At 40.3% G+C, this 14,527-nt stretch carries 12 protein-coding genes; 9 read left to right on the top strand and 3 right to left on the bottom strand.

The genetic code is table 11. The annotated features are described in order from the left end of the window. Nucleotides 1-4: 4 nt before the first annotated feature. The 4 genes from NDN13_RS08325 to NDN13_RS08310 all read left to right on the top strand — a co-directional run bounded on the left by NDN13_RS08325 (nt 5) and on the right by NDN13_RS08310 (nt 5,665). The gene (locus NDN13_RS08325; protein ID WP_251117899.1) at nt 5-1,240 is read left to right on the top strand and encodes a lipoprotein-releasing ABC transporter permease subunit; all 1,236 of its coding nucleotides are present in this window, start codon (nt 5-7) and stop codon (nt 1,238-1,240) included. Further along, nucleotides 1,233-1,922 (top strand): lipoprotein-releasing ABC transporter ATP-binding protein LolD, encoded by a 690-nt coding sequence (lolD, locus tag NDN13_RS08320; protein ID WP_016540861.1) that lies wholly within the window; start codon nt 1,233-1,235, stop codon nt 1,920-1,922. The genes NDN13_RS08325 and lolD overlap by 8 nt, the downstream gene beginning before the upstream one ends. After that, entirely contained in the window at nt 1,915-3,150 is a 1,236-nt protein-coding gene (locus NDN13_RS08315; protein WP_251117898.1) for a lipoprotein-releasing ABC transporter permease subunit, read from the top strand. Before lolD ends, NDN13_RS08315 begins: the two co-directional genes overlap by 8 nt. An 88-nt stretch (nt 3,151-3,238) precedes the next feature. Further along, nucleotides 3,239-5,665: a DNA internalization-related competence protein ComEC/Rec2 gene (locus tag NDN13_RS08310; RefSeq protein ID WP_251117897.1), complete on the top strand. Its 2,427-nt coding sequence runs from the start codon at nt 3,239-3,241 to the stop codon at nt 5,663-5,665. Between the two features lie 16 nt (nt 5,666-5,681). Here NDN13_RS08310 and NDN13_RS08305 read toward each other — a convergent pair whose 3' ends face one another. Beyond that, complete coding sequence (locus tag NDN13_RS08305) at nt 5,682-6,623, bottom strand: lysophospholipid acyltransferase family protein (protein WP_251117896.1); 942 nt, start codon at nt 6,621-6,623, stop codon at nt 5,682-5,684. Between the two features lie 139 nt (nt 6,624-6,762). On the opposite strand from NDN13_RS08305, the gene sppA reads away from it, so the two are divergent. Together sppA and NDN13_RS08295 are read left to right on the top strand one after the other, a co-directional pair. Then, entirely contained in the window at nt 6,763-7,785 is a 1,023-nt protein-coding gene (gene sppA / locus NDN13_RS08300) for a signal peptide peptidase SppA (RefSeq protein ID WP_033134568.1), read from the top strand. Nucleotides 7,786-7,943: 158 nt separating this feature from the next. After that, nucleotides 7,944-8,735, top strand: a complete 792-nt coding sequence (locus tag NDN13_RS08295; RefSeq protein ID WP_251117895.1) for an alpha/beta fold hydrolase — start codon at nt 7,944-7,946, stop codon at nt 8,733-8,735. Nucleotides 8,736-8,772: 37 nt separating this feature from the next. Here NDN13_RS08295 and purN read toward each other — a convergent pair whose 3' ends face one another. Both purN and purM read right to left on the bottom strand, forming a co-directional pair. Beyond that, the gene (purN, locus tag NDN13_RS08290) at nt 8,773-9,402 is read right to left on the bottom strand and encodes a phosphoribosylglycinamide formyltransferase (RefSeq protein ID WP_251118198.1); all 630 of its coding nucleotides are present in this window, start codon (nt 9,400-9,402) and stop codon (nt 8,773-8,775) included. Further along, nucleotides 9,399-10,469, bottom strand: coding sequence for a phosphoribosylformylglycinamidine cyclo-ligase (purM, locus tag NDN13_RS08285; protein WP_251117894.1), 1,071 nt, complete (start codon nt 10,467-10,469; stop codon nt 9,399-9,401). Before purM ends, purN begins: the two co-directional genes overlap by 4 nt. Before the next feature lie 134 nt (nt 10,470-10,603). Between purM and cxpE the strand changes: the two genes are divergently transcribed. The 3 genes from cxpE (at nt 10,604) to rbtA (ending at nt 14,517) form a co-directional block, all read left to right on the top strand. Then, complete coding sequence (cxpE, locus tag NDN13_RS08280) at nt 10,604-11,797, top strand: chloramphenicol efflux transporter CxpE (RefSeq protein ID WP_251117893.1); 1,194 nt, start codon at nt 10,604-10,606, stop codon at nt 11,795-11,797. Between the two features lie 20 nt (nt 11,798-11,817). Then, complete coding sequence (locus tag NDN13_RS08275; RefSeq protein ID WP_251117892.1) at nt 11,818-12,516, top strand: DnaA regulatory inactivator Hda; 699 nt, start codon at nt 11,818-11,820, stop codon at nt 12,514-12,516. Between the two features lie 114 nt (nt 12,517-12,630). Further along, on the top strand, nt 12,631-14,517 hold the full coding sequence (gene rbtA / locus NDN13_RS08270) for a rhombotarget A (protein WP_251117891.1): 1,887 nt from the start codon (nt 12,631-12,633) through the stop codon (nt 14,515-14,517). The last annotated feature ends 10 nt before the right edge of the window (nt 14,518-14,527 follow it).

Here is a 14,527-nt window from a genome sequence, read left to right as displayed (position 1 = left end):
TGGTATGTTTAAGCCAATTTCGCTGTATATAGGGTTGAGATACACTCGTGCTCAGCGGAGTAATCATTTTATTTCTTTTGTCGCTTTAGTTTCCATGATCGGCTTGACGCTTGGTGTCGCTGTCCTCATTACAGTACTATCTGTCATGAATGGTTTCGATCGCGAATTAAAAAATCGTGTCCTTGGAATGGTTCCACAAGCCACTGTTTCTTCTACTCAAATTCTAACAGATTGGCCTGAGCTTGTAAAAAAAGTTGAGAACCACCCGCATGTCACTGGTGTTGCGCCTTTTACTCAATTGCAAGGCATGTTGACTGGGCAAGGTCAAGTTGCAGGCATTATGGTGACGGGGATTGATCCTGAATATGAAAAGAAGGTTTCAATTATCCAGAATCATATGGTCTCAGGTGATTTAAATGCATTGAAAAAAGGCGAGTTTGGGATTGTCCTCGGCAAGGATATGACCGATGCGCTGGGTCTTGGCTTAAATGACAATGTGACTTTAGTGTTGCCTGAAGCGACACCGTCACCTGCAGGTGTGGTGCCACGTTTTAAACGTTTTAAAATCGTGGGGATCTTTAGTGTCGGTGCAGAAGTCGATTCAACGGTCGGTTATATCGCCTTGAACGATGCTTCTACCTTATTGCGTTTACCAGATGGTGCACAAGGTGTGCGTCTAAAAGTGGACGATGTTTTTGCTGCTCCGGAAGTGGTGAACCAGATTGTTAAACAATTACCTAATAATTTTTATGCAACAAGCTGGAAGGAAACGCATGGGAGCTTATTCAGCGCAGTAAAAATGGAAAAGAATCTGGTCGGTTTGCTGTTATTTCTGATTATTGTCGTGGCAGCATTTAATATCGTATCGTCATTGGTGATGGTGGTCACCGATAAAAAGGCGGATATCGCAATTCTGCGTACTTTAGGCGCCTCTCCAAGATTTATCACATCTGTTTTTATTGTACAGGGTACCATCATCGGTGTTGTGGGTACTGTGATCGGGGTGATTTTAGGTAGCAGTTTTGCATTAACCATCAGTGATTTGGTGAGCTGGTTAAATCATACCTTTGGACTGAATTTATTTAGTGGTTATGTGATTGGCTATTTGCCTTCCTATTTACGCTGGCAAGATGTACTGATTGTTGTGACAGCATCTTTATCTATCAGTTTTTTAGCAACAATTTACCCCGCTATTCGTGCAGCGAAAACGCAACCAGCTGAGGCATTACGTTATGAGTAAGATCGTTCTAGAATCAAAAAATATCTTTAAGCATTTCGATGATGGCAAAAGTAAAGTTGAAGTGATCAAAGGCTTATCTCTTCAAGTCAATGCGGGCGAGTTCGTTTCTATTGTAGGGTCAAGTGGTTCGGGTAAAAGTACCTTATTGCATGTATTAGGTGGCTTGGAGCAACCTTCACAAGGTCAGGTATTTCTACAAGGCCAACGCTTTGATAATTTAGGCGAGGCGGAACGTGGTTACAAGCGTAATCAATACCTTGGTTTTGTTTATCAGTTCCATCATTTACTCCCTGAGTTTTCAGCCTTAGAAAATGTGGCGATGCCGTTAATGTTACGCAGAGAAAGCAACTTTAAGGATGTGAAAAAGCAAGCTGAATATTTACTGGATCGTGTAGGTCTATCCCATCGTATGGATCATAAACCAGGCGAGTTATCGGGGGGTGAACGGCAACGTGTGGCTTTGGCCCGTGCGTTGGTAACCAAACCAGCTGTGGTGTTGGCAGATGAACCGACTGGAAATCTAGATCGAAAAACCGCGCTCAGTATTTTTGAATTGCTCACCGATTTGAAAAAAGAGCTCAACATGGCAATGTTGATCGTGACCCATGATGAGCAATTGGCACAGTCAGCAGATTCAATTTTGCATATGCAAGATGGTATATGGGTGGGTGAGCATGTTTAAACCCATTTCATTTTATATTGGGCTGAAATACACACAAGCGAGAAAAAAAAGCCGTCTGGTGTCATTTATTTCATTGATGACCATGATTGGTCTAACCTTGGGTGTGGCGGTACTGATTACAGTTTTATCTGTCATCAATGGTTTTGACCGAGAATTGAAAAACCGTATTTTAGGTATCGTGCCGCAAGCGACCATTGCTTCCAGTCAAATTATGACCAATTGGGAGGGGTTGGCGAAAGATATCTCTAAACAACCCCATGTGCTTGCGGTTGCACCCTATACCCAATTACAAGGGATGTTAACGGCGCATGGCCAAGTAACTGGGATTATGATCTCAGGGATTGAGCCAGAATATGAAAAACAAGTCTCTATTGTTCATGATTATATGAAAGCAGGCAGTCTAGATGCGCTGAAAAAAGGGAAATATGGAATCGTATTGGGGCAAGATTTAGCAGATAGTTTGGGACTTAAACTTAACGATCCTGTGACCCTGGTTTTACCAGAAGCGACCAGTTCATCGGCAGGGGTAGTGCCGCGATTTAAACGTTTCGAAGTGGTTGGAATATTTAAAATCGGGACTCAAGTCGATTCGATGGTGGGATATATCGCACTCAATGATGCATCAACTTTATTACGCTTACCTGATGGTGCGCAGGGCATACGTTTAAAGCTGGATGATATTTTTGCCGCACCAGAAATTTCTGAGAGTATTATCAAAAAATTACCAAGTAATTTTTATGCTTCTAATTGGACATATACCCAAGGTAATTTATTTAGCGCCATTCAAATGGCAAAAAATATGGTGGGATTATTGCTTTTACTGATTATTATCGTGGCGACTTTTAATATCATTTCATCTTTGATGATGTTGGTCACCGATAAAAAGTCAGATATCGCAATATTACGTACTTTAGGGGCGTCCCCCTTATTGATTACCCAAATTTTTATGGTGCAGGGTACAATTATTGGTGTGATTGGAACAGGTCTAGGGACTGTTTTAGGTATTATTTTATCTTTAAGCATTGGTAATATCGTATCTTGGATCAATGCCACCTTTGGTTTGAATCTACTCGATGCGTATTTTGTGCATTATCTGCCTTCCTATTTACGCTGGCAAGATGTCTTGCTTGTTGTGAGTGTCACACTCCTGTTAAGCCTACTCGCAACAATTTACCCGGCATTACGCGCAGCAAGAGTTCAGCCTGCAGAAGCTTTACGTTATGAATAGCGCATAAATATTGAATTAGACCTCTTGTTAAAGCCCTGAAAAAGGGCTTTAATTTTGTCTTTATAAAAACTAAATTTAATTTTAAGAAATGTTGAAAACTGTTTTAATCAGCTGGATTGCTGGTATTGCCCTGATGGGACATGATTTTAGCTTTGCCGCACAAACTTGGTGGATTTGGCTAACATTAGCAACCGTGATATTCGGCATTGGTTTATATACAAGAAAGTTATATTCTCAATCTGTTGCCTATAGGTTGTTACTCTTAGCCAGCGTCAGCTGGGCCTTGTTTTGTAGCAGCTTTTATTATGCCGATGCAGCTTTGCAGCAACGGCTTAAATTCAAAGAAATTGAAGTGCAGCCTTTTGAAGCGATTGTGTATATCAAAAAAATCAACGAGCTAAGTGAAGATGGGCAGAAACAAATCGCAGCAGTACTCAATCGGCACACGCAACCCGTTGATTGGTTACTTTATATAAAACAACAAAATAATCAAATTGTTCAGCAGCAAGAGTTGCAATTAGGTCATTATTATCGTTTATCTGGGAAGATTAAACCTGCACATAGTTATGCTGTCGCAGGTGCATTTGATCAGGAAAAATGGTTTTTACAACAAAATATCATGTCTGCTTATCAGGTCAAAGACATCCAGCCTTTAAGTCAAGATCAGATCTATCGTTTGGGTTACCACCAGCATCTTAAGCAACAACAAACCCTACAAGAAAAATTTCTGCTCAATGTTGAAATGCTGCGCTTGTCATTCCGTGAAATGTTGCAAGCGAGTACGCTACAGCACAAAGGGTTGTTATTGGCTTTGATGACTGGTGATGAAAGCTTGTTATCAAATCGTTTAAAGCAACAATTCCAACAATTGGGTATTTCACATTTATTGGCAATCTCTGGTCCACATGTTTTGGTTTTTGCGCTGATGTTGACTTGGGTATTGAAGTGCATGCTACAGCGTTATGCGCCAAAACTATATTTATGGCAACCACGACAGGTTTTAATGCTGTTGCCTTTTGGATTAAGTGTATTGTTGTATGTGGCTTTTGTCGGTTTTGAAATTCCTGCATTGAGAACATTATTAACGGTACTGCTTGCAAGTGTTTTTCTATGGTTTCGACAGTCGATTCAGCCATTCGCATTATTGATTTATAGTGCAAGCTTATTGCTGATCTTTGATCCATTCAGTATTTTGTCTGCCGCATTTTGGCTGTCCTATGGGGCGTGCTTTATTCTGCTACGCATCTATCAAACCATTAGGGATATACCTCAAGAACAAGTCATCACAAGCACTCAAAAACTACTTCTAGCGATGAAGCTTCTGATTGAGTCACAATGGAAAATCTTTATTGCATTACTGCCTTTGGTACTTATTTTCTTTCAGCAGATTTCATGGGTTGCGCCGATCAGTAATCTGATTGCCATCCCATTGCTTAGTGGCGTAGTTGTGCCTTTAGGGATTATCGCAGCATGTATTTGGTTGTTGATTCCTGCACTTGGACAACTGTTATTTCAGTTGAGTGATGGATTACTGGCTATTTTGTTATGGCTGCTCAATGGCCTGCAACATATTTCCCCTCAGTTATATGGCGTCAGTTATACACCGTTGATGATGCTGGGTTTTATGATTGGTATCATCATTCTATTTCTGCCAAGAGGCACTGTCCCCAAGGTCTGGTCGTTGGTGTGCTTTTTACCGATTTTTCTTGGGATAAAAGTCCAATCAACGGCATTCACTATTCTTGATGTCGGACAGGGACAGGCCGTATTTTTACAGCATCCAGAACTGAGCTTAATGATTGATACGGGTGGGTCATATGATGAAACTAAGTTTAGCTTGGGGGAGCGCGTCATCATTCCTTTTTTAAGGCAGCAAGGGATACAGGCATTGGATCATGTGATTTTGTCTCATCTGGATCAAGATCATAGTGGCGCATTTGCAGCAATCCAAAATGCTTTTGCAATTACTCAAGTACAGTCCAATCAACATAATGAAAAAATGCCATTTAAAAATAATTTCTCATTGTGCCAACAAGGTCAAACTTGGTCATATTCAAATCTAAAAATAAAGATTCTATCACCCGATCAGGAAGGTTTGGCTGTTGCAACACATCAGCAAAATGAACAGTCTTGTGTGGTATATCTGCAATTCTTAAATGCTCAACCGTATCAAAATTTTCTGATTATGGGAGATGCAGGTTGGGAAACTGAATATAAACTATTGCAGCAATATCCTGATTTAAAAGTAGATGTTCTAGTTTTAGGGCATCATGGCAGTAAACATAGCTCTGCCTATGATTTTTTAGCGACATTAACCCCTAAATTAACGATTACCTCTGCGGGTTTTGATAATCGATATGGCCATCCCAGTCAGGAGCTACAAAGCCGCTTGCATGCTTTGAGAATCCCATTATTGAATACTGCTCAGACAGGCAGTTTAAGTTTTGTATTTAATAATGGTGTTTCTGAATTAAAGCAACAAAGACAGCAATGGAAGTGGCTACAACGAGAATAGCCTAAGTAATTTCTCTTTATTGTGTTTGTTGACGCACTTCAGCCACTTTTAGCAACGCTTCATTTTCATCAATATCGTAGATTTTCTTTAAAGCGGGATTGGCGCGAAAACGTTTGTAGCTCCAGTGATAATGTTCTGGGTAACGTCGAATCAGTTGTTCTAAAGTTTGATGAATAATTAAAGTGCCATCTTCGGCATTACCTTCATAGATTTGAGGATTGATCGGTTCGACATACATATCAAAGCCATCTTGATCATTTCTTTTTGTATAGATGAGGAGGGCCTTTGCCTTGGTTTTTTGAATCAGTTTGGCACTGAGGCTACTGGAGGCAAGCGGAATACCAAAATAGTTGATCATGTCCCCACCGTGATCAGGGGTGTGGTCAGGTAAAATCGCTGTAGTTCCACCTTGTTTCAAGGCCTTAAAAATCTGTCGAACCCCACTTTCATCTGTAGGAACTAAATGGGCTTGTTCGCGACTACGTGCATCACGGACAAACTGGTCAGCATCTGGATTTTTAACTGGTTTATACAGGATTGTCATTTGAGTGTATTTTGATAACCATGAGTTCATGACTTCCCATGTACCAAAATGAGGGATGACTAAAACTAAGCCTTTCTTTTCTGCTACAGCTTCATGGAAATAATGTTCGCCCTGAATGCGATGGATGCTCTTGATATTTTTTTCATTTGTTGAGCCCCAAATACTTAAAAACTCGAAATAAGAAGTCAGTTCGTTTCGTATTGCTCGTTTGGTCAGTTGTTGTCTTTGTTGCTGTTCCATTTCTGGAAAAGCAATTTGTATATTCAAGCTGATAATCTTTGAAAGCTTAGATAGCGGGAATGTATTAACTAAGGCTGCAACCAAGCGTGCAAAGAACTGCCCTAATCGGAGTGGCTGACGACTAACAAGCTTGATAAGACGATAATTTGAACTGTTTGATTTGGGCTGAGTCATGTATTCAAAGTTAGAAAAATTACAAAGGGAAGTATAAAGCAAAAAATAATTATAAGTTAAAACAAGTTATTTAAACAGTTTTGCGTAAATCCGCGTATATAATAAACTCACTTTTTAAAATATATTGGATTGGAATCTTATGTCCGATTGGCCACCAAAACCACAAAATGAATCTACAAATAGTAATAATGTGACAGGCAAAGAATGGCAAATTTTAGAAAAAGCTGTTCTTGCTTCTGTGGAAGAGCAACGCCGTAGCCGCCGTTGGAGCATCTTTTTTAAATGTTTAGGTTTTGCCTATTTGCTGATTGTACTGTTGGCAATGACCAAGAGCTGTACCTCGTCATCAGATAAAGCAACCACCAGTATTAGTAGTAATCACTTGGCTGTTGTTGATATTGTGGGAACCATCGATTCATCTGCAGGTCAGTCTACAGTGAATAGTGAAGATACCAACAAAGCTTTAAAACGTGCATTTGAAGCCAGCGGTAGTAAAGCGGTTGCGTTGAATATCAATTCACCAGGCGGTTCACCAGTACAGTCGGATGAAATCTGGCAAGAAATTCGTTACCTGAAAAAACAGCACCCAGATAAAAAAGTCTATGCTGTCATTGGGGATATGGGTGCATCGGGTGCATATTATATTGCCTCAGCAGCAGATGAAATCATTGTCAATCCATCTAGCTTAGTGGGTTCGATCGGTGTGATTATGCCGAATTATGGCTTAAGTGGCTTGGCGCAGAAGTTAGGCATTGAAGACCGTACTCTGACTGCGGGTAGTAATAAAGATATTTTAAGTATGACCAAGCCACTTGATCCAGCACAGAAACAACATGTGCAGTCGGTGCTTGATAATGTGCATACTCACTTTATCAATGCGGTGAAAGAAGGCCGTGGTAAACGTTTGAAGTCAAATGACCCTGCTATTTTCTCTGGATTGTTCTGGACAGGTGAACAGGCTGTTGCTTTAGGTGTTGCTGACCGTAGTGGTAGTTTGACGACATTGATGCGTGATCTGAAGATTGAGCAAAAAGTGGATTATACCGTTCAACGTAATCCGTTAGAATCAATTCTAGGACGTATGGGGGCGCAGCTTGGTGCAGGTATTAGTAGTTCGCTTGCTGCACAGCTAGAAACTCAGCAGAACGCGAAAATACAATAATAGATAGGCTTTGATCAAAGCACTATGTTGATTTTAAGGAGGCTGTGTATATCACAGCCTTTTTTATGCTAAAAATAACTGGACAGTTATCCTTTTAATTTGCAATACATATGTAGAGCAGGATAATTGACCAATCAGTGAAAATAAAAGACAAGCTTATGAAACCTTTGATTCATTTTGCCCATGCCAATGGTGTTCCATCTAAAGTTTATCAAAAGCTGTTTGATCAATTAAAAGATCAATACGACATTATCTATGTTGCAGAAATTGGAAATGACAAGCGCTATCCAATTACCCATGGTTGGATGCACTTAGTCGATCAGATTATTGATAGCATTGTGCAGCAAGCACAAGGGCGTAAAGTGATTGGCTTGGGGCATTCATTGGGTTCAGTTTTGACACTGATGGCTGCTTATCGCCGTCCTGAACTATTTTCACAAGTCATCATGCTTGATCCACCACTCATTATTGGTAAGGCTTCTTTTGTTTTTCATCTTGCTAAAATCTTTAAACCTAAATTAGTGGATAAAATCACCCCAGCTGGTTTGTCTGTGCGTCGTCGTGATCATTGGGAGTCGCGTGAGCAAGCTGCTGAGCTGCTAGGTTCGAGAGGTTTTTATCAGCACTTTGATCCAGATTGCTTTCAAGCTTATATCGACTATGCCCTGACAGATGACCCACAAAATGGTGGTGTCACACTGACCATTGCGAAAGAGGATGAAGTGGCAATGTTTAGGACTACGCCATCCATGTGGTGGTTACCGATGCCAAAACCTCCTGTACCTGTACATTTGGTTGTGGGGCAAGACAGTATTTTCTTAAAAGAAAAATTCCCGCAAGTGGCGAAAAAGAAATTGGGTATTCCTTTTTCTGTAATGGATGGCGGACATATGTTCCCATTAGAGCATCCGATGGAAACAGTAGAGAAAATTAAAAGTTTAGTGGTTTAAATCAATAAAAAACGCATCCTAGGATGCGTTTTATTTTTTAGAATTGTGCAAACTGAATCGGCCGTTCTAAAGGTTTTTGATTGAAATAGGCTTGACCGTTTTGCCAGGTCAGTTGACCTGTACAGAACCATTGTGCAACTTGAGGATAGATAAAGTGTTCAAGTTCATGCACACGTTGCGCCAAGCTTGTTACCGAATCCTGCAAACCAACTTGAATTGCCGATTGCGCAATACTTTGTCCAGCATCAAGTTCTGCTGTGACAAAATGAACGGTACAGCCATGCAAGCGATCCCCGGTATTTAATACACGTTGATGTGTATTCACACCTTTGTAGAAAGGCAGCAGAGAAGGGTGGATATTTAACATTTTGCCTTGCCATTTGCTAACAAAACGTGGTGTTAAAATCCGCATGAAACCAGCAAGGATCACGAGGTCAACTTGCCATGCCAACAATTGCTGATGCATGGCGTCATCGAAGCTTTCGCGATTTGGATAATCTTTATGTGAAATAACAGCGGTCGCAATATTGGCATCTTTGGCACGTTGCAATGCATAAGCATCTGCTTTGTTGGATAAGACACCAATGATTTGCCCTGAAAGATTTGCATCGATCAGGGCCTGTAAGTTGCTACCGTTGCCAGAGACAAGGACAGCAATTCTCATTATGCAAAGATCACGCGAATTTTTTCGTCTGCGCCTTCAACTGATTCAGCATTTTCTTGGATATAACCAATTTTCCATGCTTTTTCGCCTTGAGTATTTAATAGATCAATCGCTTTGTCTGCTTCATTTGCATCAACTGCAATCACCATACCTACGCCACAGTTAAAGGTGCGGTACATTTCAAAGCGTTCTACGTTGCCTTCACGTTGTAACAACTGGAATAATTCAGACCATTCCCAGCTTGATTCATCAATGACAGCTTGAGCACCATTTGGAAGTACACGTGGTAAGTTACCCGGTAAGCCACCGCCAGTGATATGTGCCATAGCATGAACATCAACTTGTTTGCAAAGTTCAAGTACTGGTTTTACATAGATGCGTGTTGGTTCCATTGCCACGTCGGCAAGTGGACGACCATCGACGATTTGAGTTAAGTCTACATTCTTAACATCTAAAATTTTACGCAATAATGAGTAACCATTTGAGTGTGCACCACTAGATGCTACACCAAGAAGTACGTCACCAGACTTCACTTTAGTTCCATCGATAATTTTACTGTGTTCTACAACACCAACAGCAAAACCAGCAAGATCGTAATCTTCACCTTCATACATGCCAGGCATTTCAGCAGTTTCACCACCGACCAATGCACAACCAGCAAGTTCACAACCTTTACCAATCCCTGTTACGACATCTGCTGCAACATCAACATTCAAATGACCAGTTGCATAGTAGTCGAGGAAGAATAATGGCTCAGCACCACAAACAAGTAAGTCGTTTACACACATTGCAACGAGATCTTGACCAATCGTGTCATGACGGTTGAGGTTCAGTGCTAAACGTAATTTAGTTCCTACGCCGTCTGTTCCTGATACCAATACAGGTTCTTCATAACCTTTTGGAATTTTGCATAGGGCACCAAAGCCACCAAGACCGCCCATTACTTCAGGACGAGTGGTGCGTTTAGCGACAGATTTGATACGATCGACCAATGCGTCTCCCGCTTCAATGTCGACGCCAGCATCTTTATAGCTTAAACCAGTATTTGGGGTAGAAGTTGAGTTGCTCATAGTGAAGTCTCCGCAGTGGCGGCAGATTATAACCTGAATATACGAAACTCTTATGTTATTTATGCTCGAAAATGCTATCTTTAATTAAAATTTTTTTCCATTTATAACGATTACATGAAAAAAGGCTAGATTTTATGCAAGATCAGGTACTACGTCGTATCTTTATCCTCGCTGGGCTCGCATTATTTCTCTGGGTACTCTATTTATTAAAGCCCATAGTGATTCCTTTTGTCGGTGCTTTTTTCATTGCCTACTTATTTAGCCCACTGGTTGATGTTCTTGTAAAAATTAAGCTGCCGCGTTGGCTTGCAATCAGTATCGTGTTTATTGGGATCGGCGTGACTTTGACCATGGTTTTATGGTTCCTAGTACCACTGATTTGGAAACAATTGATGTATGCGCGGGATAGTATTCCTGCGGGAATTCATTGGATTAATGCAACCTTCTTACCGTGGGTATCACATACTTTTAATGTGGTGCCGATGGAAATCGATACTGAACAAATTACCAAAGCGTTCATGGATTATATTCAGACCAACTACAGTGCTGACAGTATTCAAACCATGGCTTTAAGAGTTGCCCAATCTGGATTGAACTTTATTCAGTTGGGTGGTGTGGTGATTTTAATTCCAATTATCTCTTTCTACTTTTTACTTGATTGGGAGAGAATGCTACAAAGCTTTAGACGTTTAATTCCACGTCCTTATGAAGCGTCAACGTTAACCATCGTTCGTGAATGTCATAGTGTATTAGGTGCTTTTGTAAAAGGTCAATTCCTCGTTATGCTTTTATTAGGCATTGTTTATGCTGTTGGCTTACAACTGATTGGTCTTGAGGTTGGCTTGATTATTGGAATGATTGCCGGTTTAGCCAGTATTATTCCTTATTTAGGCTTTGGTGTCGGCATTATCGCTGCTGTTATTGCAACCCTGTTTCAATTTGGCTTAGATTGGACACAGCTGCTTCTGGTTGGTGTTGTGTTTATGATTGGCCAGATGGTCGAAGGCTATATTCTTCAACCCTTCTTATTGGGTGATAAAATTGGTTTATCTCCTGTAGCTGTTGTTTTCGCAGTACTCGCTGGCGCACAATTAGGTGGTTTCCTTGGAATGCTGATCGCTTTACCTGTGGCTGCTGTGATTGTTGTGCTATTGAAACATGCACGGGATAATTATGAAAAAAGTCGCTTATATGGCTTGCCAACTGAAGTTGTGTTGGCAGAAGGGGAAACTCAACACATAAATGTTGAAACTGGCCATGTAGAGCTTGATATTCAAATTAAAAACTCTCAAGATACAGAGACTTCAAACTCGAATGACTTAAAGTAATTGAGGAACACATTAAATCTATGCGTCAACTACAACTGGATATAGAACCTCAACTCGATGCCCGAATCAGTGATTTTTCGGGGCCGGGATGGGGACCTGTGGTTGATGCAGTTCGGCAGTTACATGCAGGTTTAGTCAATCGTTTTTATGTTTATGGGGGAGCTGGCACAGGTAAAAGTCATTTGCTCTCAGCGATCTGTGATTCATATCTTGAGTTGGGTCGTCCAGCAATTAAAGTCTCATTATTAGAATTATTAGATGCGCCGATTGAAGCGATTACTTCCTTAGAGTTTTATGATTTAGTCGCGTTGGATGATATTGATGCAATTAGTGGTGTCCCGCACTGGCAAAAAGCCGTTTTTCATTTAATCAATAATCATGAAGGTCAATTGGTTTTTTCCTCTCGTGTTGCACCCATTGAATTAAAGTTAGAATTGCCAGATTTACAATCTAGACTGACTCAAGCCGTCAGTGTCAAAGTGCCGAATGGCAGTTCCTATATCGATCGACAAGCCTTATTACAATCGGTGATGACGCGTCGAGGTATCCATTTTGATCAACAGATTGTTGATTATTTATTAATGAATGGACCGCATCAGGCATCCATTTTATTACAGACACTGGCTCAACTTGAAAAAATGCTGAAAGGCGAAAAAACCAAACTCTCAAATACAACGCTTAAGCAAATTTACGCTTTAATTGATGAATATCGTCAATAGCATAAAATTTCTTGAGTAATTTCGAGAGCTATGACAAAGTACGCACAAAGGAATGTGGTTGCAAACACTAAGTTTGTAATACGAAGAAAAATGAAAAAATAGAAGGAGATTGGTATGCTCAAACGGACGCTTGCCTGCGCTTTATTTGCGATTACTGGACATGCATATTCTGCGGATATTCAAGTCACAACATTAGTTGATGAAGATAAAGATGATGGCGTTTGTTCATTACGAGAAGCCGTCGAGTTTTTAAATAAGAGAAGTCAAAAAGAATTTGAAAATGGTTACCACGGGTGCGGTAATAAAGATGCAACCAGTAATATTGTTTTGCAGCGTGACCAAACCTATCAAATCAATTCAGCATTAAACATCGAAGCGGCAGCTACAATTCGGACTGCAGCTAGTGATGGCTTTAATGATAATAAAAAAGGTTTAAACAATGCGACCATTAAGATGGTGGGTTCTGATCGTATTTTTGTGATTGATGATAATAACGTTGAAAGTGCACTACTTGCAGTCAGTTTAGTTGAGTTGAATTTGCAGGGTGCATCAAATAAAGTGAATGACGGTGGTTTAATTCTCAATCGTGAAAGCTTATCGATTCAATACTCAAGATTGACTGGTGGTTTAGCAAATCGAGGTGGTGCAATTTATAATGCTGGTGTCTCATCAGATGCGAAAAACACAGCAGGGTATGTCTATATTAACAATAGTATTATACAAAATAATAAGGCGGATCAGGGGGCAGTCATTTATAGCGAAATGCCAATGTACCTGATTGCACAATCGGTAATACGGGATAATGAAGGTATGGCAGGTGCCAATGGTGCTTTGCTTTATGTTCAAACTGGTTTTAATAATGACACTATTAGTGGGGCATTGGTGACTGGAATTTCAGGTATCCGCAGTAGCACTATTTTTCATAACAAAGGGGGCTATGTTGCGAATATTCGTGAAGGGATGGTTCTGAATAATAATACAATCATTAAAAATGCTGCTGGGCTATATCTACAGTCTTTAAATTTCAAAGTAACCACAGAAGAAGATGTCAATGGAGAGAAAAAAGAAACGGTCAAAGAATATCCTAGTTCTTATGTCTCTAATAGTATTTTGGTTTCGAATGGAAATACCAACTGTGCAAACACATCAGATGATACGACCATTGTTCAAAGCAATTTAACCACATCAGATTGTGATCGTAATGCAGAAAAACGTTTACCAAACTTTATGTGGAATCAGAATGATCCTGAACAAGCTTTGATTGCTGGTGGTACAAATGATGAAGGGATTTGTGCAGCGCCACCAGCGAAGGGGTTGCTGTGCCCTTACTCTATTCCGAAAGATCAAATGCTTGGTTTCTTTAAACCACGTTTATTGACCTCTTATAAGCTGTTGTCAGATTCACTCATTGTCAATAAAGGGCGTATTTATAGTGATGGTACAACTTTCAGTACAGCGAATTGTGAAGCTACAGATCAACGCGGGAAAAGCCGTACAGGTTTTAATGAATTATGTGATTTGGGCGCGGTTGAATTAATTGTTAATCGTGGTGAAATTCCAATTGTTGGTCAAGATATTTTGTACGGGCAAGTGGCTAAGTTTAGTATAGCGGATAGCTTGTTAGATGGTGAATTACTGGATCCTGCAACATGTGAAGCACAACTTGGTAAGCGTTCAGATGGTCAGCCTTGGAAAGTAGGTTGTTTAGAGGTTGTACAAACACAAACTCCATCTAAAGGCAAAACCAGCATTGATCAGGATGGCAATGTGACTTATGTACCTGATAGTGATTGGCATGGTGCTGATAAGTTTAATTTACGGGTAATGACAACTACGACTCGTTTTAATGATGTATCAAACTATTTTATTGATATTCCAGCAACAATTGTACAAGATCCACCGAATACCTTTAAAAGTAAAACAGTGAGTACGGGTAGCTTTGGAATGGGTGCGATCTTGATGTTACTTGGATTGGTAGGATTGCGCCGCTTTAAATCATAATCAGGGATGA

The organism is Acinetobacter sp. C32I, from assembly GCF_023702715.1.
In the GTDB taxonomy this organism is placed as follows: domain Bacteria; phylum Pseudomonadota; class Gammaproteobacteria; order Pseudomonadales; family Moraxellaceae; genus Acinetobacter.
Note: the sequence above shows the minus strand (reverse complement) of the source record. Positions and strands in the feature narration are given on the sequence as shown.